General features: G+C 71.3%; 24 protein-coding genes. 18 read left to right on the top strand and 6 right to left on the bottom strand.

Translation table 11 applies throughout. From position 1 onward, the window contains the following. The first annotated feature begins 21 nt into the window (after positions 1-21). The gene (locus AC1DYN_RS13955) at positions 22-1,443 is read left to right on the top strand and encodes an aldehyde dehydrogenase family protein (RefSeq protein ID WP_477960434.1); all 1,422 of its coding nucleotides are present in this window, start codon (positions 22-24) and stop codon (positions 1,441-1,443) included. On the opposite strand, the gene AC1DYN_RS13950 is transcribed toward AC1DYN_RS13955, so the two are convergent. Next, entirely contained in the window at positions 1,444-2,100 is a 657-nt protein-coding gene (locus AC1DYN_RS13950) for an NADPH-dependent F420 reductase (protein ID WP_477960432.1), read from the bottom strand. It lies immediately after the preceding gene. 100 nt (positions 2,101-2,200) lie between these two features. On the opposite strand from AC1DYN_RS13950, the gene AC1DYN_RS13945 reads away from it, so the two are divergent. Beyond that, complete coding sequence (locus tag AC1DYN_RS13945; protein ID WP_477960430.1) at positions 2,201-3,151, top strand: LysR family transcriptional regulator; 951 nt, start codon at positions 2,201-2,203, stop codon at positions 3,149-3,151. Positions 3,152-3,202: 51 nt separating this feature from the next. Here AC1DYN_RS13945 and AC1DYN_RS13940 read toward each other — a convergent pair whose 3' ends face one another. Then, on the bottom strand, positions 3,203-4,696 hold the full coding sequence (locus AC1DYN_RS13940) for an AMP nucleosidase (protein ID WP_477960428.1): 1,494 nt from the start codon (positions 4,694-4,696) through the stop codon (positions 3,203-3,205). A gap of 107 nt (positions 4,697-4,803) precedes the next feature. On the opposite strand from AC1DYN_RS13940, the gene AC1DYN_RS13935 reads away from it, so the two are divergent. From AC1DYN_RS13935 to AC1DYN_RS13925, 3 genes are read left to right on the top strand one after another with little or no spacing between them, the layout of a single operon-like run. Continuing rightward, a complete protein-coding gene (locus AC1DYN_RS13935) occupies positions 4,804-5,565 on the top strand; it encodes a hypothetical protein (protein ID WP_477960426.1) in 762 nt (253 codons plus the stop codon). 32 nt (positions 5,566-5,597) lie between these two features. Beyond that, positions 5,598-6,212: a TetR/AcrR family transcriptional regulator gene (locus AC1DYN_RS13930; RefSeq protein ID WP_477960424.1), complete on the top strand. Its 615-nt coding sequence runs from the start codon at positions 5,598-5,600 to the stop codon at positions 6,210-6,212. A gap of 4 nt (positions 6,213-6,216) precedes the next feature. Beyond that, positions 6,217-7,434 (top strand): MFS transporter, encoded by a 1,218-nt coding sequence (locus tag AC1DYN_RS13925; RefSeq protein WP_477960422.1) that lies wholly within the window; start codon positions 6,217-6,219, stop codon positions 7,432-7,434. Between the two features lie 34 nt (positions 7,435-7,468). Here AC1DYN_RS13925 and AC1DYN_RS13920 read toward each other — a convergent pair whose 3' ends face one another. Next, positions 7,469-8,602: a thiolase family protein gene (locus AC1DYN_RS13920; protein ID WP_477960420.1), complete on the bottom strand. Its 1,134-nt coding sequence runs from the start codon at positions 8,600-8,602 to the stop codon at positions 7,469-7,471. Between the two features lie 103 nt (positions 8,603-8,705). On the opposite strand from AC1DYN_RS13920, the gene AC1DYN_RS13915 reads away from it, so the two are divergent. Continuing rightward, entirely contained in the window at positions 8,706-9,290 is a 585-nt protein-coding gene (locus tag AC1DYN_RS13915; protein WP_477960417.1) for a TetR/AcrR family transcriptional regulator, read from the top strand. Between the two features lie 4 nt (positions 9,291-9,294). Here the strand turns inward: AC1DYN_RS13915 and AC1DYN_RS13910 are convergent, their stop codons facing one another. Then, positions 9,295-11,217: a M61 family metallopeptidase gene (locus tag AC1DYN_RS13910; protein ID WP_477960415.1), complete on the bottom strand. Its 1,923-nt coding sequence runs from the start codon at positions 11,215-11,217 to the stop codon at positions 9,295-9,297. A 76-nt stretch (positions 11,218-11,293) separates the two neighbouring features. On the opposite strand from AC1DYN_RS13910, the gene AC1DYN_RS13905 reads away from it, so the two are divergent. The 4 genes from AC1DYN_RS13905 to AC1DYN_RS13890 all read left to right on the top strand — a co-directional run bounded on the left by AC1DYN_RS13905 (position 11,294) and on the right by AC1DYN_RS13890 (position 14,452). Then, the gene (locus tag AC1DYN_RS13905) at positions 11,294-12,289 is read left to right on the top strand and encodes a phosphotransferase enzyme family protein (RefSeq protein ID WP_477960413.1); all 996 of its coding nucleotides are present in this window, start codon (positions 11,294-11,296) and stop codon (positions 12,287-12,289) included. Between the two features lie 66 nt (positions 12,290-12,355). Next, positions 12,356-13,522, top strand: a complete 1,167-nt coding sequence (locus AC1DYN_RS13900) for a GGDEF domain-containing protein (protein ID WP_477960411.1) — start codon at positions 12,356-12,358, stop codon at positions 13,520-13,522. 3 nt (positions 13,523-13,525) lie between these two features. Continuing rightward, positions 13,526-13,972 carry a MerR family transcriptional regulator gene (locus tag AC1DYN_RS13895; RefSeq protein ID WP_477960409.1) on the top strand — a complete coding sequence of 149 codons (447 nt, stop codon included), beginning with the start codon at positions 13,526-13,528 and terminating at the stop codon, positions 13,970-13,972. A 72-nt stretch (positions 13,973-14,044) separates the two neighbouring features. Further along, positions 14,045-14,452, top strand: a complete 408-nt coding sequence (locus tag AC1DYN_RS13890) for a nuclear transport factor 2 family protein (protein WP_477960407.1) — start codon at positions 14,045-14,047, stop codon at positions 14,450-14,452. Here AC1DYN_RS13890 and AC1DYN_RS13885 read toward each other — a convergent pair. After that, positions 14,350-15,300 carry an AraC family transcriptional regulator gene (locus AC1DYN_RS13885; RefSeq protein WP_477960406.1) on the bottom strand — a complete coding sequence of 317 codons (951 nt, stop codon included), beginning with the start codon at positions 15,298-15,300 and terminating at the stop codon, positions 14,350-14,352. The two genes, AC1DYN_RS13890 and AC1DYN_RS13885, sit on opposite strands and share 103 nt — an antisense overlap. Before the next feature lie 48 nt (positions 15,301-15,348). Here AC1DYN_RS13885 and AC1DYN_RS13880 point away from each other — a divergent pair, with 48 nt between their 5' ends. Then, positions 15,349-15,699 carry a cupin domain-containing protein gene (locus tag AC1DYN_RS13880; protein WP_477960405.1) on the top strand — a complete coding sequence of 117 codons (351 nt, stop codon included), beginning with the start codon at positions 15,349-15,351 and terminating at the stop codon, positions 15,697-15,699. 9 nt (positions 15,700-15,708) lie between these two features. On the opposite strand, the gene AC1DYN_RS13875 is transcribed toward AC1DYN_RS13880, so the two are convergent. Next, a complete protein-coding gene (locus AC1DYN_RS13875) occupies positions 15,709-17,181 on the bottom strand; it encodes a cryptochrome/photolyase family protein (RefSeq protein ID WP_477960403.1) in 1,473 nt (490 codons plus the stop codon). A 35-nt stretch (positions 17,182-17,216) separates the two neighbouring features. On the opposite strand from AC1DYN_RS13875, the gene AC1DYN_RS13870 reads away from it, so the two are divergent. From AC1DYN_RS13870 to AC1DYN_RS13840, 7 genes are all read left to right on the top strand, one after another. Further along, positions 17,217-17,804, top strand: coding sequence for a YqgE/AlgH family protein (locus tag AC1DYN_RS13870; protein ID WP_477960401.1), 588 nt, complete (start codon positions 17,217-17,219; stop codon positions 17,802-17,804). Between the two features lie 11 nt (positions 17,805-17,815). Then, the gene (gene ruvX / locus AC1DYN_RS13865) at positions 17,816-18,223 is read left to right on the top strand and encodes a Holliday junction resolvase RuvX (protein ID WP_477960399.1); all 408 of its coding nucleotides are present in this window, start codon (positions 17,816-17,818) and stop codon (positions 18,221-18,223) included. Positions 18,224-18,233: 10 nt separating this feature from the next. Continuing rightward, positions 18,234-18,734 carry a bifunctional pyr operon transcriptional regulator/uracil phosphoribosyltransferase PyrR gene (gene pyrR / locus AC1DYN_RS13860; protein WP_477960397.1) on the top strand — a complete coding sequence of 167 codons (501 nt, stop codon included), beginning with the start codon at positions 18,234-18,236 and terminating at the stop codon, positions 18,732-18,734. Then, entirely contained in the window at positions 18,734-19,696 is a 963-nt protein-coding gene (locus AC1DYN_RS13855) for an aspartate carbamoyltransferase catalytic subunit (RefSeq protein ID WP_477960395.1), read from the top strand. The genes pyrR and AC1DYN_RS13855 overlap by 1 nt, the downstream gene beginning before the upstream one ends. Continuing rightward, a complete protein-coding gene (locus tag AC1DYN_RS13850; RefSeq protein WP_477960393.1) occupies positions 19,693-21,000 on the top strand; it encodes a dihydroorotase in 1,308 nt (435 codons plus the stop codon). The genes AC1DYN_RS13855 and AC1DYN_RS13850 overlap by 4 nt, the downstream gene beginning before the upstream one ends. Positions 21,001-21,004: 4 nt before the next feature. Next, entirely contained in the window at positions 21,005-21,745 is a 741-nt protein-coding gene (locus AC1DYN_RS13845; protein WP_477960391.1) for a lysophospholipid acyltransferase family protein, read from the top strand. A 191-nt stretch (positions 21,746-21,936) separates the two neighbouring features. Next, a partial coding sequence (locus tag AC1DYN_RS13840) for a hypothetical protein (protein WP_477960389.1) occupies positions 21,937-22,528 on the top strand: 592 nt, incomplete at its 3' end.

The raw sequence follows: 22,528 nt of genomic DNA, 5'->3' as shown, positions 1-22,528 counted from the left end.
GTTTCCAGAAAGGACATTCCCATGCACGACATCACCCAGCTCTACATCGATGGCGCCTTCGTGGCCTCGCACGGCCAGGAGCGTTTCGACCTCTTCAACCCGGCCACCGAGGCCCGCATCGGCCAGGTCACGCTCGGCGATGCCGAGGACGCGAGGCGCGCGATCGCCGCGGCCCGGCGTGCGCTGCCGGCCATGGCGCGCACGGGCAAGGGCGAACGCATTGCGATGCTCCAGCGCCTGCACCAGGCGGTGCTGGCCCGCGCCGACGACATCCGCGACGCGACCATCCTGGAGTACGGCGGGCCGGGGTCGCGGGCCCGGTGGGGTGCGCAGTACGCCGCCGAGTCCTTCCTGCTGGCCGCCCGGACGCTGGAGGCCCACGCGTTCACGCGCCGCATCGGCAGCGCCGAGGTGGTGATGGAGCCGGTCGGCGTGGTCGGGCTGATCACGCCCTGGAATGCCAATGCCGGTTTCATCTGCAACAAGCTCGCGACCGCGATTGCCGCCGGCTGCACCGCGGTGATCAAGCCCAGCGAGATGAGCGCGATCCAGACCCAGGTCGTCGCCGAGGCGCTGCACGCCGCCGGCCTGCCGCCGGGCGTGTTCAACATCGTCAATGGCCGCGGCGACGTGGTCGGCGCCGAGATCAGCACGCACCCCGACGTCGCGAAGATCTCGTTCACCGGCTCCACCGCAGTCGGCAAGGCCATCCTGCGCGCCGGTGCCGACACGATGAAGCGCGTGACGCTGGAGCTGGGCGGCAAGTCGCCGACGCTGATCCTCGGCGATGCCGAGATCGGCGCGGCGGCGAAGATCGYCGTCGCGGCCGGCTTCATCAACAGCGGGCAGGCCTGCATTGCCGGCACGCGCATCCTGGTGCCGCAGGCGCGGCTGGACGACTACGCGCAGCGCCTGGGCGAGGCCATCGCGCAGGTGAAGGTCGGCGACCCGGCCGATCCGGCCACCGAGATCGGGCCGATGGTCAGCCGCAAGCAGTTCGAGCGCGTGCAGCGCTACATTGGCCTCGGCATCGAGGAAGGCGCGCGGCTGGTGACCGGCGGCCTGGGCCGGCCCGAAGGGCTGGAGGCCGGCTGGTTCATCCGCCCGACACTGTTCGCCGGCGTGCGCAACGACATGGCCATCGCGCGCGACGAGATCTTCGGCCCGGTGCTGGTGCTGATCGGCTACCGCGACGAGGAGGATGCCATCGCGATCGCCAACGACACGGTGTACGGCCTGCAGGCCAGCGTGGTCTCGGCCGACCCGGTGCGGGCGCGCGCGGTGGCGGCGCGCCTGCAGGCCGGGCGGGTGCTGATCAACGGGCTGCACCACGAGCCGCTGGCGCCTTTCGGCGGCTTCAAGCAGTCGGGCCTGGGGCGCGAGTTCGGCGCCTTCGGGCTCGAGGCCTACCTCGAGCCGAAGAGCATCCTCGCCGGGCCCTGATCAGGCCTTGCGGTTCAGCAGGCTGAAGCCGTGGCTCCAGTGGTTGTGGCTGAAGCCGTAGCGGATCCACAGCATCGCGAGCGACTCCAGCAGCCGGGCCTGCTCGATGCCGCCCAGGTCGATCGCGCTGCGCCAGCCGAAGCTGCGCAGGATCGCGGCGACCTGGGCCTTTGCCTCGGCGTCGTCGCCGGCGATGAACATGTCGGGTTCACCGTCCGGCAGCTTCGGATGGACCATGTGCGAGGCCGCGATGATGTTGAAGGCCTTGACGACGCGCGATTGCGGCAGCAGCCGCTGCACGGTCTCGCCGGCCGAGTCGGTGAATCCCACGGCCAGCGCCGGCTGGCCCGAGCTGAAGTCGACCGGGTTGCTGGCGTCGATGACGGTCTTGTCGGCCAGCGCATCGGCCAGCGCCGGCGTCAATGCGGCTTTCAATGCGCCCCAGGGCAGCGCGATCACGGCCAGGTCGGCCCGGCGCGCCGCGTCGACGTGGCTGGCTGCCGTGCTGCCGGGTGCGGCGGCCAGCGCGGCACGGGTTTTCTCGCCGCCGGTGTCGCGGCTGCCGAAGACCACGCGGTCGCCGCGCTCGGTGAACCCCTTCGCGAGGGTGGTGCCGACGACGCCGTTGCCCAGGATGGCGATGGTGGAAGAACTCATTTCAGACTCCAGTCCGGTTGCGATGGGATGGATTCTGGGAACCGGACGTCCGCAACGTAAGATCACAGCCGGTTGTCGAACTCATAACCTGGAGTTGTGAATGGATGCGGCGCAGCGGGTCCCGGCCATCCTGTCCTTCGTGCAGACGGCCGACCGCGGCAGCTTTGCCGCGGCGGCGCGCGCGCTCGGCATCTCGGGTGCGGCGGTCAGCAAGAACGTGGCCTCGCTGGAGGCGGCGCTCGGCGTGCGCCTGCTCAACCGCACGACGCGCACGCAGCGGCTGACGACCGAGGGCGAGGCCTTTCTCGAACGGGCGCGCACCGCGATCGATGCGCTCGACGCCGCGGTGGATGCGGTGGCGGCGCAGCGGGCCGAGCCGAGCGGGCGGGTGCGCATCTCGTGCCCCAGCAACTATGGCCAGCACTTCCTGCTGCCGCTGATGCCGGGGCTGCGCCGGCGCTATCCGGGCGTCACGGTGGAGCTGGATTTCGACGACCGGCGCGTCGACCTGATCGCGCAGGGCTACGACCTGGCGCTGCGCGGCGGCCACAGCACCGATTCGAGCCTGGTGTCGCGGCCGGTCGGGCGGCTGGAGATGGTGCTGGTGGCGACGCCGGCCTACCTGGCGCGCCGCGGCGTGCCGCGCAGCGAGGCGGAGCTGGCATCGCACGACGTGGTGACGCTGCGCTTCCTGAGCGGGCAGGTGGCGCCATGGGCCTTCCACCGGCCGGGTGGCGGCACCGTCGACCAGTGGCCGCAGCACGCGGTGCTGGCGGTGTCGCCGTTCGCGGCGGTGGAAGCGGCGCGCATGGACCTGGGGGTCGTGCAGGTCGGGCTGCCGCAGGCCTGGCCGCATTTGCGCTCGGGAGAGTTGAAGGCGCTGCTGGTCGACGAGCACGCGCCGGGGCTGCGCGAACTCGCGCTGCACTACCCGCACCGGGCGCTGATCGCGCCGCGCGTGCGCGCGACGGTCGACCACCTGGTGGAGCAGATGACGGCGAACGAGGCCTTGCAGGTGACCCGCGCCGACGTCAGGCCCTACGCCGCGTAGCCCGGATGCCCATCCGGGATGTGTCGGACGAACCCCGGATTGGCATCCGGGCTACTGGAATGCCACTTCCGCGAAGCTGCGCAGCTTGCGGCTGTGCAGCTGGTCCACGGTCTGCGCGCGCAGCAACTCCACCGCCCGCATGCCGATGCGCAGATGCTGGTCGACCCGCTCGCGGTAGAAGTGGTTGGCCATCCCCGGCAGCTTGATCTCGCCGTGCAGCGGCTTGTCGCTCACGCACAGCAAGGTGCCGTACGGCACGCGGAAGCGGAAGCCGTTGGCCGCGATCGTCGCGCTCTCCATGTCGAGCGCCACCGCGCGGCTCTGGCTGAAGCGCCGCTCCGGCGTGCGCTGCGGCAGCAGCTCCCAGTTGCGGTTGTCGGTCGACGCCACCGTGCCGGTGCGCAGGATGCGCTTGAGCTCGTAGCCGGTCAGCTGCGTGATGTCGGCCACGGCCGTCTGCAGCGCCACCTGGATCTCGGCCAGCGGCGGGATCGGCACCCACAGCGGCAGGTCTTCGTCCAGCACGTGGTCCTCGCGCACGTAGCCGTGCGCCAGCACATAGTCGCCCAGCGCCTGCGTGTTGCGCAGCCCGGCGCAGTGGCCCAGCATGATCCACGCATGCGGGCGCAGCACCGCGATGTGGTCGGTGATGGTCTTCGCGTTGGCCGGGCCGACGCCGATGTTGACCATCGTGATGCCGGCGCCGTCGGCGCGCACCAGGTGGTAGGCCGGCATCTGCGGCAGGCGCGGCGGGATCGAGCCCAGCTCGTCGCCGGGGCGGTGCGCCGTGCCGGTGCGCCGCGTGATCACGTTGCCCGGCTCGACGAACGCGAGGTACTCGTTGTCCGGGTCGGCCATCGCCTCGTGCCCCAGGCGCACGAACTCGTCGATGTAGAACTGGTAGTTGGTGAACAGCACGAAGTTCTGGAAGTGCTCGGGCGCGGTGCCGGTGTAGTGGCGCAGCCGGTGCAGCGAGTAGTCGACGCGCGGCGCGGTGAACAGCGACAGCGGGTGCGACTGGCCCGGCGGCGTCTCGTAGGTGCCGTTGGCGATCGCGTCGTCCATCGCGGCCAGGTCGGGCAGGTCGAACAGGTCGCGCATCAGCAGCCGCCGCTCCGGGCTCAGGCTGCCTTCCAGGTGATCGTGCTCGGCCAGCGAGAAGTGCACCGGGATCGGCTGCGCGCTCAGGCCCACCTCGAGCGCGACGTTGTGGTTCTTCAGCAGCAGGCGGAACTGATCGAGGTAGTAGCCCTGGAACAGGTCCGGCCGCGTCAGCGTGGTCTCGTAGGTGCCGGGGCCGGCGACGAAGCCGTAGCTCAGGCGCGAGTCGGCGCGCGCGACGGTGTCGGTGTGCACGCGCACGAAGGGGTAGCAGGCGCGCACGTGCTGGCCGAGCTCGGCGCCGCCGACGAAACCGTGCAGCGCATTGCGCAGGTGGGCCAGGCTCTGGTCGTAGATGGCCTGCACATGGGCGAGGGCGGCCACCGGGTCGGTGAAGCGCGCGGTGGCGACGGGGGCGGGCAGCGAGCTGGGAGCAAGGGACATTGGGGGTTCCTGGAGCCGTTCGTGACTATTCTCGCGCGCCGCCGCAGCCGGCGGACATCCCGGCTTCCTACAATTCGGGGCATTCAAGACATTCGAGGAGGACGCTCATGCCCATCGCAGGCCTCGGGCTGCACATCGTCATTGCCCTGTTCTTCGCCGTGCACGCGGTGCGCAGCCGGCARCAGACCTACTGGCTGTTCGTGCTGTTCTCGTTCCCGCTGCTCGGCAGCATCGTCTACTTCCTGGCGATCTACCTGCCCGATTCGCGCCTCGAGCGCGGCGCGCGCAAGGCCATCGTCGCCGCGGTGAAGTCGCTGGACCCGACGCGCGAGCTGCGCGAAGCGCGTGCCGCGTTCGAGTACACGCCGACCGCGCAGAACCAGATGCGGCTGGCGGCCGCGCTGTTCGACGCCGGCGAGTTCGACGAATCGGCGCAGACCTGGGAGGCCTGCCTGAAGGGACCGTTCGCGACCGACCTGGAGATCCGCCGCGGCGCCGCCCGCGCCCACTTCGCGCGCGAGCGCCCGCTGGAGGCCCTCAGCCACCTGCAGGTCATCCGCCAGCAGGACCCGGCCTTCCGCGACGAGGAGATCTCGCTGCTGCTCGCCCGCTCGCTGGCCGCGGCCGGCCGCCACGGCGAGGCGCGCGAGGCCTTCGAGGCCACCGTCGCCCGCTTCGGCAGCTTCGAGGCTCGCGCCGAGTTCGCGATCTGGGCGCTGGCGCAGCGCGAGACCGAGCTCGCGGCCCGCCTGCAGGCCGAGATCGAGCGTGCCACCGAGCGCTGGAACCGCCACACCCGCGAGCTGAACGATGCCGTGCTGCGCCGCCTGCGCATCGCCGGCGAGCAGGCGCGAAAGCCTTCGTCCTGATTTAGGAAACGTTTGTTCTACAATTCGGCGCCATGGACCCTGGTGCCGGATTGAAACTGCCTGCGCGCGGCCGCCCGCGCCTGTTCGACCTCGACGAGGCGCTCGGCCACGCGGTGCGCGTGTTCAGCGAGCGCGGCTACCACGGCACCTCGATCAGCGAGCTGGGCAGTGCGATGGGGCTGACTGCCGGCAGCCTCTACAAGGCGTTTGCCGACAAGCGCGCGGTGTTCCTCGCGGCGCTGGAACACTACGGCCGCGACCGCAGTGCCGCGCTCGACGAGGCACTGGCTGCAGCGGGAAACGGGCGCGATGCGGTGCGCGCGGCGCTCGATTTCTATGCCGGCGCRTCGCACGGGCGACGCGGCCGCGAAGGCTGCCTGGTCGTCGGCACGGCGACCGAGCTGGCCGCGCTCGATCCGGAGATCTCCACGCGGGTCGTCGCCGCGCTGCGCCGCCGCGAGGCGCTGCTCGCCGAACTGCTGCAGCGCGGCCAGGCCGACGGCTCGCTGCCGGCGACGCTGGACGTGAAGGCCACCGCGCGCTTCCTGCTGTGCCTGCTGCAAGGGCTGCGCGTGGTCGGCAAGACCTCGCCGACGCGCGCCGACACCGAGGCCGTCGTCGATGTCGCGATGGCCGCACTGAAGTGAACCGATGAACGAGCCCTCTTTGTCCACCCCTGCCGTCCCTCCCGTCCTGCCCGCCTGGCTGGTGCTGCTGATGGCCACCGCCTGCGGCCTGATCGCCGCCAACTTGTACTACGCGCAACCGCTGATCGGCCTGATCGGGCCGGCGCTGTCCATCCCGCCGGCGGCGGCCAGCCTGATCGTCACGCTGACGCAGATCGGCTACTGCGCCGGCCTGGTGCTGCTGGTGCCGCTGGGCGACCTGCTGGAGAACCGCCGGCTCGTGGTCGTCGCGACGCTGTCGGCCGCGATCGCGCTGACAGTGGCCGCGACGGCGCCGAGCGCCTCGTGGTTCCTGTTCGCATCGCTGCTGATCGGGCTCGGCTCGGTGGCGGTGCAGATGCTGGTGCCGATCGCGGCCCACCTGGCGACCGATGCCAACCGCGGCCGCATCGTCGGCAACGTGATGAGCGGGCTGCTGACCGGCATCATGCTGGCGCGGCCGGTGTCCAGCCTGGTGGCGGGCAGCTTCGGCTGGCGCACCGTGTTCGGCGCGTCGGCCGTGCTGATGCTGCTGCTCGCGGCGGTGCTGTGGCGGCTGCTGCCGCAGCGCCGGCCGGCGGCCGCGACGCGCTACCCGGCGCTGATCGCGTCGCTGTGGACCTTGCTGCGCGACACGCCGCTGCTGCGCCGCCGCGCGGCCTACCAGGCGGCGCTGTTCGCATCGTTCAGCCTGTTCTGGACAGCCGTGCCGCTGGTGCTGGCCAGCCCGCGCTTCGGGCTGACGCCGCATGGCATCGCGTGGTTCGCGCTGGCCGGCGTGGCTGGCAGCCTGGCGGCGCCGGTGGCGGGCCGGCTCGCCGACCAGGGCCGCACCTACGTGGCGACGGGTGCTGCGCTGGCGCTCGTGGCCGCGGCGTTCGCGATGGCCTGGGCCGGCGGGGCGTGGTCGCTGGCCCTGCTGCTCGCGGCCGGCATCGTGCTCGACCTGGGCGTGCAGGCCAACCTGGTGCTCGGCCAGCGCGCGATCTACGCACTGGGCGCGCACGCCCGCAGCCGGCTGAACGGGCTCTACATGGCGATCTTCTTCGCCGGCGGCGCACTCGGCTCGGCGGTGGCCAGCGCCGCGTGGACGCATGGCGGCTGGCCAGCGGTGTGTGCAGTCGGGCTGCTGTTCCCGACCGCAGCCTTGTTGCTGTACGCGACCGAGCGGCGCGCCTGCGCGATCTCGGCCGGGTTCAGGTAGAAGGCGCTGCGGGTCTCCAGGGAGGCCTTGTCTTTCAGGTTCGTTCGAGGATGGTGGCGATGCCCTGGCCGCCGCCGATGCATTGGGTCGCGAGCGCGAAGCGCCCCTGTTCCCGCTGCAGCAGCGCGGCCGCCTTGCCGGTGATGCGCGCGCCGGTGGCGCCCAGCGGATGGCCGATCGCGAGACCCCCGCCGTCGAGGTTGATGCGCGCCGGGTCGAGCCCGAGATCGCGGATGCAGGCCAGCGCCTGCGACGAGAAGGCCTCGTTGATCTCGACCACGTCCAGGTCGGTCACCGTCAGCCCGGCACGCGCCAGCGCCTTGCGCGTGGCCGGGATCGGGCCGATGCCCATCACCGCCGGGTCGACGCCGACGCTCGCGAACGACCGGATGCGCGCCAGCGGTTGCAGCCGGTGTTGCTGGGCGAAGCGGTCGCTCGTCACCAGCACCGCCGCAGCGCCGTCGGTCAGCGGCGATGAGGTGCCCGCCGTCACGACGCCATCGGGGCGGAAGGCCGGGCGCAGCGACGCCAGCGCCTCCAGCGAGGTGCCCGGACGGATGCAGCCGTCGGCATCGACGGTGACGCCGGCGTCGGTGGTGACCGGCACGATCTCGGCCGCCAGCCGGCCCTGCTCGCGCGCGGCCGCGGCCTTGCGGTGCGATTGCAGCGCCAGCAGTTCCTGGTCGGCGCGGCTGACGTCCCAGCGCGCCGCGACGTTCTCGGCCGTCTCGCCCATCGAGATGTAGGCGTCGGTGTCCTGCGCCAGTTGGGGGTGGGGCGAGAAGTTGAAGCCGCCCTGCGGCACCATCGTCATCGATTCGACGCCGACGCACAGGAAGGCGTCGCCCATGCCGGCCTCGATCTGCGCCGCGGCGATGTGCACCGCCTGCATCGACGAGCCGCAGAAGCGGTTCACCGTCATGCCCGGCACCGCATGCGGCAGGCCGGCCAGCAGGCCGACGATGCGCGCCAGGTTGTTGCCCTGGGCCGCCTCGGGGTAGGCGCAGCCGAGGATCACGTCCTCCAGCAGGGCAGGGTCCAGGTCGGTGCGCGCAAGCAGCCCGCGCACCACCTGCGCGGCCAGCGTGTCCGGCCGCATGCCGGCCAGCGCCCCCTTGTTCGCGAAGTGGAACGGCGAACGCGCATAGGCGGTGATCACGGCTTTCATCGACGGCTCCTTGGGTGTTGATTAAATGACGATCGTCATGAATTAAATTATATGACGCACGTCATTTATGATGTCAAGCCTGTTGGACGAGAAGGGATTCACGATGCGAGTCAGCCGCGAGCAAGCCACCCGGAACCGCGAGCGCGTGCTCGAGGTCGCGGCCCAGCTGTTCCGCGAGCGCGGGTTCGACGGCATCGGCGTGGCCGACCTGATGAAGGGCGCCGGGCTGACGCACGGCGGGTTCTACGGCCAGTTCGGTTCGAAGGAGGACCTGATGGCGCAGGCCTGCGAGCGCGCCTTCGGGACGTCGCTGCAGCGCTGGGAAGAACTCGCCGCCGCGGCGGACGACCCGGCGGCGGGCTTGGCGGCGATGGTGCGCGAGTACCTGTCGATGTCGCACCGCGACCGCCCCGGCAGCGGCTGCGCAATCACGGCGCTGGGCGCCGAGGCACCGCGCCAGGGGCCCGCTCTGCGGGCCGCATTCAGCGACGGCGTGAACGGGCTGTTCGCATTGCTGACGCGCCTGGTGAAGGGCCGCAGCGAGGCGCGGCGGCGCGAGCGCGCGATCCTGGCGTTCTCGGCGATGGTCGGCGCCCAGGTGCTGGCGCGCGCGGTCGACGACGCGCTGCTGTCGGCCGAGATCCTGGAGACGGTTCAGGCCGGGCTGCTCGACGAGCAGCCGGCCTGAACCCTCACGGCAACGGCGCGAACAGCGTCGCCAGCCGGTCCGGCGTGCCCTCGATGCGCTGCAGTGTCGGGTAGCGCAGCCCGCCGCGCCAGTTCACCGTCACCGTGTGGTACAGGTCGCCGCTTTTCAGCAGCAGCTCGATCGGCCCGCCGGTCTTGGCCGCCGTCACCGCCTCCTTCAGCAGGTCTTCGGTGTAGGCGCGGCCGTTCACCGCGAGCAGCGTCGCCGCCGGTGCGACGCCGGCTTCGAAGGCCGGGCTGCCCCAGTTCACGTTGCTGATCTTGCCGTTCTCGCCGATGTCGAAGCCGAGCGAGTAGCCGAAGTCGGTCAGCTTCCAGGCCGTCATCTTCGCCTTGTAGTGCTCGCTCGGCTTGTCGCTCCACGCGAGCTTCCAGCCGGAGGCGGCGATGCCGGCCGTCGGCGCCGGCGCGTCGTGCGTGTCCAGGCGCTGGCGCAGGAAGCCGGCCCAGTCGTGGGGCTGCACCCGGTTCAGCTCGCGCACCACGTCGTCGAAGGTGTAGGTCAGCGGCTGCACGCGCTTCGGCTCGGCGCCGAAGAAGGCGCGCGCGAAGTCGTCCAGCGAGCGCTTGCCGTTCGAGCGCTCGCGGATCAGCATGTCGGCCTCGAGCCAGATCAGGCGCGACTCGTCGTAGTAGTCGGCGCTGCGCTGCCACGAGCGCCAGTCGTTGCGGCCGCGGCCGGCCCACAGCAGCGGCTCGCTGGTGGTGTCCTGCAGGTTGCGCCAGCTGCGGCCGGCGCGCGCGTCCAGGGTGGCCGCCGTCTCGGCCAGGTCGTCGCGCGCATCGGCGGGGCTGACCAGGCCCGAGCGCGCGGCCAGCACCTCGCCCCAGTACTGCGTCTGGCCTTCGTAGACCCACAGCAGGCTGTTGCGCATCGGCGTGTTGAAGTGCGGCGTCCACAGGTCGGCCGGGCGGCGGAACTTGCCGTTCCACGAATGCGTGTACTCGTGCGGCAGCAGGCTGCGCCCCACCGAGCCCTTGCTCCAGTCGATGAAGTAACCGCCCTTGACGCCGTTCTCGCTCGACTGGTGGTGCTCCAGCCCGATGCGGCCGAACTGGTCGCTCACCGCGAGCAGGAACTCGTAGTGCGTGAAGTGGCGCGACGCGAACACCTTGTCGGCCTGCGCGACCAGTGCGCGGTGCGCCGCCAGCTGCTCGGGCGCGATGACGTTCTGCGAGGCGCGGTCGGCCACGACGTTCAGGAACACCGGCGCGCGGCCGGCCTTGCGCGCATCGGGATCGAGGTCCACGCGCTGCAGGTGGCGGCCGGCGAACACCGGCGAGTCGACCAGCGTGTCGAGGTCGGTTTCCTTGAAGTCCAGCGTCGCGCCGCGCCGCGCGGAGACCTCGAGCGCCGTGCCCGCCTGCCAGCCGGACGGCAGCGTCAGGCTCGGCCGCACCGCGATGCGGCTTGCCGCGCGGCCGGCGGGGTACAGCACGACGGCGTTCCACTGCAGGCCCAGCATGTCGGGCGTGACGACCTGGCGTTCGCCGCCGTTCTCGGCCGGCGACAGGAACTGGAACTCGATCTCCAGCGTCGCGACGCCGGTCGGCACGTCGACATGGAAGGCCGCGGTGTCGAGCGGGTCGCGCTGCCAGGCGATCGGCTGGCCTGCGCCGCTGATCTGCAGCCCGGCCAGCTGCGTCACCGCGGCACTGGGCGAATGCGTGCCCGGCAACCAGCGCGGGTAGAACAGCACCAGCGGGCCGGCGGACACCGGCACGCTTTCGCGCACGCGGAAGATCTTGCGGTCGAGGTCGGTGGCATCCACCGACAGGCTGATCACGCCGGGCCAGGGCGCGTCGCTGATGTTGCTGTTGCCGGGGGCCGGCAGGGTCTGCGCGGTGGCGAACGGGGCCAGGGTGGCCAGGAGGGCGGCCAGCACGGTGCGAGTCATCGGTTTCATCGGGGTCCTGTGGTCGGGTCGCAGACGATAAGCGAAAACGCCGGCCCGCCGAAGGCGTGACAAACTGGGTTGCACGATGCGGCGCGAATCGAAGGCGGAGCTGGCGGAGGACGTGATGGCATGGCTGCGGCAGCAGGGCCTGAGGCCGCTCGGCGCACGCCGCGTCGCATGGCTGGACTGCAGCGTCTGGCGCGTGGCGATGCCGGGCCGCGGCGGCGACCTGTGCGTGCGGATCTACCGCGCCGGGCATGACGATGCGGCGCAGATCGACAGCGAGCTCGCCTGGCTGCAGGCCTTGCATGGCGCCGGCCTGCACGTGCCCGGGCCGTTGCCCGATGCGCAAGGGCGCTTGCGCCGCCGCTGGCAACCGGACCCGGCGCAGGCACCGCGCCATGCCGCGCTGCTGCACTGGCTGCCCGGCCGCATGCTGGACCACGGCCTGCGCGCGGTGCACCTGCGGCGCCTGGGCGGCCTGGTGGCGCAGATGCACGACATCGCCGACCACCTGGCCGCCACCGGGGGGCTGGCCAGCACCCGTGCGGCCCACAACCCCGATTTCGACGGCTGGGCCGACGGCCGCCGCCATCTCGCCATCGCCGGACCGACCGGGCTGCCGCAGGCCGTGCAGCAGGCCGCCCGGGCGTTGCGGCAGTACTTCCGGGCCGGTGACGCGACGGCGCCGCACTGGGGCTTCATCCATGGCGACCTGCACCCGTGGAACCTGCTGTTCCACCGCGGCCAGGCCGGTGCGATCGACTTCAGCGACAGTGGCTGGGGCTGGCGCATGCAGGACCTGGCCAGCACGCTGCAGTTCATCCGACACCCGCTGGCCGGGCATGCCGATCACCGCCACGCCGGGCCTGCGTTGCGCGAGGCACTGCTCGACGGCTACGCGCAGCGCCGGCCGCTGCCGTCCGACGCACCGACACAGATCGACAGGCTGATCGCGGCGCGCATGCTGAACACGCTGCAGTGGATCGCCGACGACTGGCCGGATGTCAACCACCGGTCCTGGGGGCCGCGCTTCATCGCCGAATTGGAATCGGTGCTTCGTCACGCTGCCCGCGGCTGAGCGCAGCGCCGTCATGCCGGGGCGCGGCCGAGTGGCGACAATCCCGGGGTCGTACCTGCCGGCCCCATGGACCCCTTCACCGTCATCCTGATGCTCGCCATCCAGCTGATCGCCAGCGGCGGGCTGATGTTCCTCGTCTGGCGCCGCATGCCCGGCGCGGCCGGCCTGGGCCGCTGGGCGCTCGCCAGCACGATGTTCGGCGTGGCCTACGTGCTGCGCCTGGTGGCCGGCCTGCAGGGGGTCGACGCGCTCGGGCTGGTGTCCGACAGCGGCATGCTGCTCGCGGTGCTGCTGTTCATCGGCGGCACGCGCGAGTTCGTCGGCTGCATGCCGCTGCGCACCCGCCCCACCGCGCTGCTGTGGCTGCTGATGACCGCCACCGAGGTGCTGGCCGTCGCCTTCGGCGGCGCACCGGCGCGCCACGTGGCGCTGAACCTGATGATCGGCGGGTTGTACGCGCAGGTCACCTGGACGCTGGCCACCGAACTGCGACGCCAGAGCCGGCCGCTGCATGCGCCGCTGCGCCTGCTGGTGGCGATCGTCGGCGTGCTGTCGGTGCTGACGCTGCTGCGCGCGCAAGACATCGCGACGCACGGCATGGCCGTCGCCTTCCACGGCCCGATGGCCCAGGCCTACTACTTCTACGCGACGGTGACGGCTGTCGTGACCGCGCTGACGCTGGTCTGGATGATGCTGTTGCGCCTGAACGGCCAGCTGGCCGACCTGGCGACGCGCGATGCGCTGACCGGGGTCTACAACCGCAACGGCCTCGCGAAGGCGTTGAAGCAGCACTTCGACCAGCGCCAGGCGGCGCCGCTGACGCTGCTGCTGGTCGACATCGACCATTTCAAGCGCATCAACGACACGCTGGGCCATGCCACCGGCGACGCGGTGCTGCACGGCGTGGCGCGCGAGCTGCTGGCGCAGCTGCGCGCCGGCGATTTCGTCGCGCGCATCGGTGGCGAGGAATTCCTGGTCGGCTGTGTCGGCGCCGACGAATCGGTCGCGCTGGCGCTGGCCGGGCGGCTGCATCGCAGCGTCGGCGGGCTGCAGGTGCCGGCCGTGAACGGCACGGCCGCGGTGGCCTGCACCGTCAGCATCGGGCTGTCGGCCCGCTTCGACCGCTTCGAGGGCTGGGAGCCGGCCGCCCTGCAGGCCGACCAGGCGCTGTACCGCGCGAAGGCGGCCGGGCGCGACGGCGTGCAGCCGCACCTGGTGCCGCTGGCGACCTGAGCGATGCCGATCGACGCAACGCCGCAGATGCGTATCGGCGAACTGGCCGAGCGCAGCGGCCGCAGCGTGCATGCGATCCGCTGGTACGAGGCGCAGGGGCTGCTGCCGGGCGTGGTGCGCAACGCAGCCGGCCGGCGCCTGTACAGCGAGCGCCACGTCGGCTGGCTGGAGCTGATGGACCGGCTGCGCACCACCGGCATGTCGATCGCGCAGATGAAGGCCTACACCGCGCTCGTGATGCAGGGCCGGCGCACGCTGCCGCAGCGCCAGCAACAGCTGGCGGCGCACCGCGCCCAGGTCGAGGCGCGCATCGCCGAGTGGAAGGCGGCGCTGAAGCAGCTCGACCGCAAGCTCGCGTTCTATGCCGACTGGGTGGCGCAGGGCGAGCGCCCGCCGATGGACCCGCAGGGCCGGCCGCTGCCGCGCAAGCCCAAGACCCTGAAGCGCTGACGGATATCGCTTGATCTAGAGCGCGCTCTAGATCGCCCACTGGGGGACATGACCCACTCCACCCCCGTCACCATGTCCACTTCCGACAACAAGCTGCTGCTGCAGCACATCTTCGACCAGCTGGCCGTCGGCAACGGCCGGCCGCTGGTCGACGCGATGGCCGACGATTTCTGCTGGACGCTCACCGGCAGCTCGGCCTGGTCCGGCACCTGGCGCGGCAAGGCGGCCGTGCGCGAGAAGCTGCTCGCGCCGCTGTTCGCGCAGTTCGAAGGCACCTACACCAACACCGCCGAGCGCTTCATCGCCGAGGGCGAGCACGTGGTGGTGCAGTGCCGAGGGCGTGTCGGCACCCAGGCCGGCCAACGCTACGACAACACCTACTGCTTCGTGTTCCGGCTCGCCGGCGGCCAGCTGAAGGAGGTGGTCGAGTACCTGGACACCGCGCTGGTCGATGCGGTGCTCGCACCGCCGCCGGCCTGACCGCGCATCTGGCGCAGCCAGCCGCCGGGCGTCAGGCCGGTCGCGCCCTTGAAGCGCCGGCTGAAGTGGCTCTGGTCGGCGAAACCGGCGTCCAGCGCGGCGAGGGCGGGCGCGAGGCCGGCCAGCAGCAGGCGCTTCGCGTGCTCCAGCCGCACCGCATTGAGGTAGACGTGCGGCGGCACGCCGAAGTGCTGCGCGAAGGCACGGCTCAGGTGCACGCGCGACAGGCCGGCCTCGCGCGCCAGCTCGGCCACCGACAGGTCCTGGCTCGCGTGGGCGCGGATGTGGTCGCGCACGCGCAGCAGGCGCTGCACGCCGGGCGAGCGTGCCGGTGCGCCATCGGCCACCGTCTCGCCGTGGCGCTGCAGCAGCTGCACCAGCACCGCGGTGGTCAGCTCCTCGCCGCGCAGCGCCTCCTGCGGCTGGCCGATCGCCGCCATCGCGCGCTGCAGCGCGGCGGCGGCCTGCGGGTCGTGCACCACCGGCTGGCGGAAGAAGGCGCTGGCGCGCGTGCCGGCCTCGTGCTGCAGGTGCCGTGGCAGCGCGGCCGGGTCGACGTAGAGGATCGCGTAGCCGAAGCCTTCGTCGGTGCCGCGCTCGCCGTCGTGCGCCTCGTCGGGGTTGAACAGCAGCACGTCGCCGGGCAGGCTGGCGTGCGCGGCGCCGCGGCAGTGGAAGGTCTGCACGCCGCTGTGCGTCAGCCCGATCGCGTACTCGGCGTGGCTGTGGCGCTCGAACACGTGCCGGGTGAAGTGGGCGCGCATCAGCGTCACGTCCGGCGTCGCGCCCGGCTGGAAGCGCGCCCAGTCGGAGCCCGTCGCGTCGTTCCCGTCGTTGCCCTCGTTCATGTGACAAGCGTACAAGACCTGGCGCGACGACGGGGCCAGACTGCGCCCATGAACTCCATCGACCTGAGCGAAAAGCTGACCCGCTTCCACGACCACTGGGCCCCGCGCACCGTGGCCGAATACAACGGCCACGACGTGATGGTGGTCAAGGTGCAAGGCGATTACCGCTGGCATTCGCACCCCGACACCGACGATTTCTTCCTGGTGCTGAAGGGGCGCCTGCACATCGACCTGCCGGACGGCACCGTCACGCTCGGGCCGGGGCAGATGTTCGTCGTGCCGCGCGGCGTGCAGCACCGGCCCCGGGCCGAGGAGGAGGTGCACATGCTGCTGATCGAGCCGACCGGCACGCCGAACAGCGGCGACGCGGCGACGGCGGCCCCGCGGCGCCTGTTGTGAGGCGCGGGCTCAGGCGCGCTTGACCACCGCGTAGCGCGCCAGCGTCTTCTCGCGTGCCTCGTCGTGGGCGACGACCGGCGGCGGGTAGTTGTCGCCCAGCCGCACGCCCGCCTCGGCCAGCTCGATCGGCCGCGCCAGCCACGGCGCATGGATGGCCTTGTCCGGCAGCGCGGCCAGCACCGGCAGGTAGCGGCGGATGAACTTGCCGGCGGCATCGAACTTCTCGCTCTGGCTCACCGGGTTGAAGATGCGGAAGTACGGCTGCGCATCGCAGCCGGTCGATGCCGCCCACTGCCAGCCGCCGTTGTTGGCCGCCAGGTCGAAATCGTTCAGCTTTTCGGCGAAGTACGCCTCGCCCCAGCGCCAGTCGATGCCCAGGTCCTTGGTCAGGAAGCTGGCCACCACCATGCGCAACCGGTTGTGCATGTAGCCGCTCTGGTTGATCTGCGCCATCGCCGCGTCGACCAGCGGGTAGCCGGTGCGGCCCTCGCACCAGGCCTGGAACAGCGCCTGCGCGTGCTTGCCGTGCTCCCACTTGATCGCGTCGTACTCCGGCTTGAAGCTCGCACCCACCACGCGCGGGTGGTGGTGCAGCACCTGGTGGTAGAAATCGCGCCACACCAGCTCCGACAGCCAGGTGGCGGCGCCGTGCGAGCCCAGCTGCGCGCGCTGGGCGGCCTCGCGCGCCAGCGTGCGGACCGAGACGGTGCCGAAGCGCAGGTGCATCGACAGGTAGCTCGGCCCCTTCACCGCCGGGAAGTCGCGCGCCTCGGCATAGCGCTCGATGCGCGGCAGGAAGTCGTCCAGCAGCGCCTGCGCGCCGGCCTCGCCGCTGCCCAGCTGCAGCTCGTGCAGGTTGGTCGGCTCGAAGCCGATGTCGGCCAGCGACGGCACGCCGGCCGCCACGCCGTCCGGCAAGGGCGCCAGCCGGTGGCCGTAGCGCTCGACCGGCCAGGCGCGCAGGTAGAACGGCTCCAGCTTGCGCAGCCAGGCGTTCTTGTACGGCGTGAACACGCTGTAGGCCTTGCCGCTGCCGGTCAGCACCTCGCTGCGCTCGAACACGACGTGGTCCTTGGACGTGTGCAGCGCGATCCCCAGGCCGGCCAGTTCGCCGCGCACCGCGGTGTCGCGCGCCAGCGCCGCCGGCTCGTCGTCGTGGTTGGCGTACACCGCCTGCACGTGCAGTTGCCGGGCCAGCCGCGGCAGCTCGTCGCTAGCCAGGCCCTGCCGCACCAGCAGGCCGGCACCGGGCGCCAGCGCGCGCAGCCGGGCGTCCAGCGCGGCCAGGCTGTCGCGGATGAACTCCACCCGCCGGTCGGCCCGCGGCAGCGCGTCGAGGATCGCGCGGTCGAGGATGAAACCGCAGAAAACCTTGCGCGCCGCCTTCAGCGCATGGAACAGCGCCGCGTGGTCGCACGCCCGCAGGTCGCGGCGAAACCAGACCAGCGCGGCGTCCAGCGAGGGTTCTGAAACCTTGTGCATCACCGGCCAGTGTGCCGGAGGAATAAAATGCCCGGATGCCCGCCGCGACCATCAACCTGACCAACCAGTTCCTGATCGCCATGCCGGGCATGGCGGACGACACCTTCGCCGGGGCCGTGATCTACCTGTGCGAGCACACCGACAAGGGCGCGCTGGGCCTGGTGATCAACAAGCCGATCGACATCAAGCTGAAGAACCTGTTCGAGAAGGTCGAGCTGACGCTCGACCGGGAAGACCTGGTCGACGTGCCGGTCTACTTCGGCGGCCCGGTGCAGACCGAGCGGGGCTTCGTGCTGCACGAGCGGCTGGGCGGCGAATCGGGCGAGGGCGGGCACTACAACTCGTCGCTGCAGATCCCCGGCGGGCTGGAGATGACCACCAGCAAGGACGTGCTGGAGGCGCTGTCCAGCGGTGCCGGCCCGAAGAAGATCCTGGTCACGCTGGGTTACAGCGGCTGGAGCGCCGGCCAGCTCGAGGAAGAGATCGGCCGCAACGGCTGGATCAACGTCGGCGCCGAGCCCGGCATCATCTTCGACACCCCCGTCGAGCAGCGCTACGACAAGGCCTTGTCGCTGTTGGGCATCGATGCGCGCATGCTCTCGCAAGAGGCGGGGCACGCATGAGGGAGCCCGCGATGGCTGACCTCGCTGCACCGACCGTTCCGCTTTCCTTCCTGGCTTTCGACTTCGGCACGCTGCGCGTCGGCGTGGCCAGCGGCAACACCATCACCCGCAGCGCGACGCCGCTGCGTACCGTGGCCGCGACCGGCGACGCCCGATTCGATGCGCTGGGCAAGCTGATCGCCGAATGGCAGCCGGCCGCGCTGGTGGTGGGCGTGCCGGTGCACCCCGACGGCACGCCGCACGAGAACACCGCCCGCGCGCAGCGCTTCGCGCGCCAGCTGCACGGCCGCTTCCGGCTGCCGGTGCACCAGGTCGACGAGCGCTACACCACCACCGAGGCCCACGCGATGGGCGCGGCGGACGTCGATGCGGCCTCGGCCGCGATCATTCTTGAGCAATACCTGCGGGCGCTGCCCTGAGGACGACCCGATGAGTACCCTGCACCTCGACGCCGAATCGCTCTACAAGGACCTGCAGTCCGTCGTGCGCAACCTGCTGCAGCCCGACAGCGTGCTGGTGGGCATCTGGTCGGGCGGCGCCTGGCTGGCCGAGCGGCTGCACCAGCAGCTCAAGCTGCCGGGCGAGATCGGCGTGATCTCCAGCGCGCTGCACCGCGACGATTTCGCGTCGCGCGGCATGTCGAACGCCGACCCGACGCGGCTGCCCTTCGACGTCGACGGCCGGCCCATCCTGCTGATCGACGACGTGCTGTACACCGGGCGCACGACGCGCGCGGTGATCAACGAGCTGTTCGACTTCGGCCGCCCGGCCAGCGTGACCCTGGCGGTGCTGGTCGACCGCGGCGGGCGCGAACTCCCCATCCAACCGGCCTACTCGGCGGCGCGCATCACGCTGCCGCGCGAGCAACGCCTGCGCCTGGCGCGCGACGACGACGGCCGATTCACCTTCGACATCCAGGAAGGCAGCTGATGCTCTCCAAGCGAAACCCGCAGCTCAACGCGCACGGCGAACTGATCCACCTGCTCTCGATCGAGGGCCTGCCGCGCGCGGTGATCCACCACATCCTCGACACCGCCGGCACCTTCCTGAGCGTCAACGACCGCGACGTGAAGAAGGTGCCGCTGCTGCGCGGCAAGAGCGTGTTCAACCTGTTCTTCGAGAACAGCACGCGCACGCGCACCACCTTCGAGATCGCCGCCAAGCGGCTGTCGGCCGACGTGATCAACCTGGACATCGCCAAGTCGAGCGCGGCCAAGGGCGAGAGCCTTCTCGACACCATCGCCAACCTGTCGGCGATGCATGCCGACATGTTCGTGGTGCGGCACAGCGAGAGCGGCGCGCCCTACCTGATCGCGCAGCACTGCGCGCCGCACGTGCACGTGGTGAACGCCGGCGACGGCCGCCATGCGCACCCGACGCAGGGGCTGCTCGACATGTACACGATCCGCCACTACAAGAAGGACTTCAGCAACCTGACGGTGGCGATCGTCGGCGACATCCTGCATTCGCGTGTCGCGCGCTCCGACATCCATGCGCTGACCACGCTGGGCGTGCCCGAGATCCGCGCCGTGGGCCCGAAGACGCTGGTGCCGGGCGACCTGCAGGAGATGGGCGTGCGCGTGTGCCACGACATGGCCGAGGGCATCCGCGGTGCCGACGTGATCATCATGCTGCGGCTGCAGAACGAGCGCATGAGCGGCGCGATGCTGCCGAGCGCCGGCGAGTTCTTCAAGAACTACGGGCTCACCGACGAGAAGCTCGCGCTCGCCAAGCCGGATGCGATCGTGATGCACCCGGGGCCGATCAACCGCGGCGTCGAGATCGATTCGTCGGTGGCCGACGGCAAGCAGAGCGTGATCCTGCCGCAGGTCACCTTCGGCATCGCGGTGCGCATGGCCGTGATGTCCACCATCGCCGGAAACAACGCATGAAACTCCTGATCAAGAACGGCCGCCTGCTCGACCCGGCCTCGGGCCTGGACCAGACCGGCGACGTCGCCATCGCGGCCGGGCGCATCGTCTCGCTGGGCAGCGTGAGCGCCGATTTCCATGCCAGCCGCACCATCGACGCGAGCGGGCTGGTGGTGGCCCCCGGGCTGGTGGACCTGGCGGCGCGGCTGCGCGAGCCGGGGCACGAGCACGAAGGCATGCTCGAATCCGAGATGGCCGCGGCGGTGGCCGGCGGCGTGACGAGCCTGGTGTGCCCGCCCGACACCGATCCGCCGCTCGACGAGCCGGGCTTGGTGGAGATGCTGAAGTTCCGCGCGCGCAACCTCAACCACGCGCACCTGTACCCGCTGGGCGCGCTGACGCGCGGGCTGGCCGGCGAGGCGATCACCGAGATGGCCGAGCTGACCGAGGCCGGCTGCGTGGGTTTCTCGCAGGCCGATGCGCCGCTGACCGACACGCTGGTGCTGCAGCGCTCGATGCAGTACGCCGCGACCTTCGGCTACACCGTGTGGCTGCGGCCGCAGGATGCCTACCTGGGCAAGGGCGTGGCGGCCAGCGGTGCGCTCGCGACGCGGCTCGGGCTGTCGGGCGTGCCGGTGATCGCCGAGACGATCGCGCTGCACGTGATCTTCGAGCTCATGCGCGTGACGGGTGCGCGCGTGCACCTGTGCCGGCTGAGCAGCGCCGCCGGCATCGAGCTGGTGCGGCGTGCGAAAGGCGAGGGCCTGCCGGTCACCTGCGACGTTAGTGCGAACCACCTGCACCTGACCGACGTCGACATCGGCTACTTCAACGCGGCGATGCGGCTGACGCCGCCGCTGCGCCAGCAGCGCGACCGCGATGCGATCCGCGCGGCGCTGGCCGATGGCGCGATCGATGCGCTGGTGAGCGACCACACGCCGGTCGACGAGGACAACAAGAACCTGCCGTTCGCCGAGGCAGAGCCGGGCTCGACCGGGCTGGAGCTGCTGCTGAGCCTGGCGCTGAAGTGGGGCGACGAGCAGGGCGTGCCGCTGGCGAAGACGCTGGCGCGGCTGACCTGCGACCCGGTGCGCGTGCTGGGCGAGAGCCTGGGCTCGCTGGGCTCGAGCGCGGGCAAGCTGGTGCAGGGCGGCGTGGCCGACCTGTGCGTGTTCGACCCGGCGGCACGCTGGACGGTGGAGCCGTCGAAGTTCCGCAGCCAGGGGCGGCATTCGCCGTTCTCGGGCTATGAGCTGCCGGGGCGGGTCGGGTTCACCGTGGTGGCCGGGCAGGTCGCCTACGAAGCCGCTGGCGCAGGCCGCTGAGGCCGTGCGCAAGCTGCGCGCCGCCTGGCGCATCGTGGCCTGCCTCGCGCACGTGGTGCGCGGGGCGCTGATCTGCACGTTCATCTTCCCGTTCCTGGGCCCTGCGCAGCGCATGGCGCGTGTCGGGCCCTGGTGCGCAGCGATGCTGCGCCTGCTGGGCATCCGCGTCACCGTGCGGGGCGAGTTGCACCGCGCGCCGGTGATGATCGTCGCCAACCACGTGTCGTGGATCGACATCATGGCGATCAACGCGGCGCACACGTCGCGCTTCGTGTCGAAGGCCGACATCCGCAAGTGGCCGGTGCTGGGCTGGTTGACGGCCTGCGGCGGCACGCTGTTCATCGAACGCGAGCGCAAGCGCGATGCGATGCGCGTGGTGCACCAGATCGCCGCGGCGCTGCAAGGTGGCGACGTGATCGCGGTGTTTCCCGAAGGGACGACGAGCGATGGCCACGGCGTGCTGCCCTTCCACGCCAACCTGCTGCAGGCGGCGATCACCACCGGCACGCCGGTGCAGCCGGTGGCCTTGCGCTATGCCGATGCGACGCACGCGGTGAGCCCGGCGGCGGCGTACATCGGCGACACGAGCCTGATGCAGTCGCTGTGGTGGGTGGTGATGGCCGAGGGGCTGACGGCGCACGTGACGGTGCTGCCGGCGCATTACTCCGAGCATGCGGAGCGGCGGGTGCTGTCGGAGGTGGTGCGGGAGGGGATCGTCCGGAGCCTGGGCGCGCCGGGGACGTAGCCCCACTTTGTCAACAATTCTTCGGGCGCGACAAAAGCCCTTGTCGCTGTCATTTCCTTCACGTCTAATCCGCCGGCTCGCGTTTCAAGCAGTCTCCTGAAGAAGTACTCAGGGCGCGAGCGCACAGGCGCATTGCGGTCGACGAGGAGAACTTCATGTCATTGGAGAGGACACCCCTGCATCGGGGTGTGATGGGCATCGTGTTGTCGATGCTGATGCTGGTGGCCGGCGCGGTGCACGCGAGCGGCCAGGTGGCCCCAGCCGGCACGGAGCCCACAGGCGGCGGTTGCATCAACGACGAGATGGGCTTCCCGACGGCGTTCTGCGGCGAGCAGGGCTCGTTYAACGCGCAGTGTGGCGCGTACTGGCAATSGGTGATGCACGACCCCACGCTGTTCGGCGAGGGAAGCGGCTATGGTTCGATYTGCTTCGGCAGTGGCGGCGGCGGCGGCCGCATCAGATCGTCGACGGGGTTCACCCGCCCCACCTGYCCGGGCGAYGCGCTGCTCACCGGCAGCACCTGCACCTGCCGCCCCGGCACCGGGGCCGACCCGACGAACACGGCRTGCTGGCCGATACGCGACGTGAGGCTGCCGCACGACTGYCCGCTGTGCGAGCTGCTGCGGGGCAACCCGATCGTGCCGCTGCGCGGGGTCAAGAAGGAGTTCGTGGACACCGGGCTGCGCGTGGGGCRCCTGCCGCTGACGCTGACCTACGACAGCACCGGGCGGGTGCCGGGCGTGCATCGCGAGGCCGCGGCGGCGACGCTGCGCCCGGGCCTGG

Source organism: Rhizobacter sp. P2_D12 (assembly GCF_056404395.1).
Note: the sequence above shows the minus strand (reverse complement) of the source record. Positions and strands in the feature narration are given on the sequence as shown.

Excerpts from the sequence above, each read along its gene's own strand:
- AC1DYN_RS13950 (WP_477960432.1), bottom strand. The coding sequence starts at position 2,100 with ATGAGTTCTTCCACCATCGCCATCCTGGGCAACGGCGTCGTCGGCACC.
- AC1DYN_RS13945 (WP_477960430.1), top strand. The coding sequence starts at position 2,201 with ATGGATGCGGCGCAGCGGGTCCCGGCCATCCTGTCCTTCGTGCAGACG.
- AC1DYN_RS13940 (WP_477960428.1), bottom strand. The coding sequence starts at position 4,696 with ATGTCCCTTGCTCCCAGCTCGCTGCCCGCCCCCGTCGCCACCGCGCGC.
- AC1DYN_RS13925 (WP_477960422.1), top strand. The coding sequence starts at position 6,217 with ATGAACGAGCCCTCTTTGTCCACCCCTGCCGTCCCTCCCGTCCTGCCC.
- AC1DYN_RS13920 (WP_477960420.1), bottom strand. The coding sequence starts at position 8,602 with ATGAAAGCCGTGATCACCGCCTATGCGCGTTCGCCGTTCCACTTCGCG.
- AC1DYN_RS13915 (WP_477960417.1), top strand. The coding sequence starts at position 8,706 with ATGCGAGTCAGCCGCGAGCAAGCCACCCGGAACCGCGAGCGCGTGCTC.
- AC1DYN_RS13910 (WP_477960415.1), bottom strand. The coding sequence starts at position 11,217 with ATGAAACCGATGACTCGCACCGTGCTGGCCGCCCTCCTGGCCACCCTG.
- AC1DYN_RS13905 (WP_477960413.1), top strand. The coding sequence starts at position 11,294 with ATGCGGCGCGAATCGAAGGCGGAGCTGGCGGAGGACGTGATGGCATGG.
- AC1DYN_RS13900 (WP_477960411.1), top strand. The coding sequence starts at position 12,356 with ATGGACCCCTTCACCGTCATCCTGATGCTCGCCATCCAGCTGATCGCC.
- AC1DYN_RS13895 (WP_477960409.1), top strand. The coding sequence starts at position 13,526 with ATGCCGATCGACGCAACGCCGCAGATGCGTATCGGCGAACTGGCCGAG.
- AC1DYN_RS13890 (WP_477960407.1), top strand. The coding sequence starts at position 14,045 with ATGTCCACTTCCGACAACAAGCTGCTGCTGCAGCACATCTTCGACCAG.
- AC1DYN_RS13885 (WP_477960406.1), bottom strand. The coding sequence starts at position 15,300 with ATGAACGAGGGCAACGACGGGAACGACGCGACGGGCTCCGACTGGGCG.
- AC1DYN_RS13880 (WP_477960405.1), top strand. The coding sequence starts at position 15,349 with ATGAACTCCATCGACCTGAGCGAAAAGCTGACCCGCTTCCACGACCAC.
- AC1DYN_RS13875 (WP_477960403.1), bottom strand. The coding sequence starts at position 17,181 with ATGCACAAGGTTTCAGAACCCTCGCTGGACGCCGCGCTGGTCTGGTTT.
- AC1DYN_RS13870 (WP_477960401.1), top strand. The coding sequence starts at position 17,217 with ATGCCCGCCGCGACCATCAACCTGACCAACCAGTTCCTGATCGCCATG.
- ruvX (WP_477960399.1), top strand. The coding sequence starts at position 17,816 with ATGGCTGACCTCGCTGCACCGACCGTTCCGCTTTCCTTCCTGGCTTTC.
- pyrR (WP_477960397.1), top strand. The coding sequence starts at position 18,234 with ATGAGTACCCTGCACCTCGACGCCGAATCGCTCTACAAGGACCTGCAG.
- AC1DYN_RS13855 (WP_477960395.1), top strand. The coding sequence starts at position 18,734 with ATGCTCTCCAAGCGAAACCCGCAGCTCAACGCGCACGGCGAACTGATC.
- AC1DYN_RS13850 (WP_477960393.1), top strand. The coding sequence starts at position 19,693 with ATGAAACTCCTGATCAAGAACGGCCGCCTGCTCGACCCGGCCTCGGGC.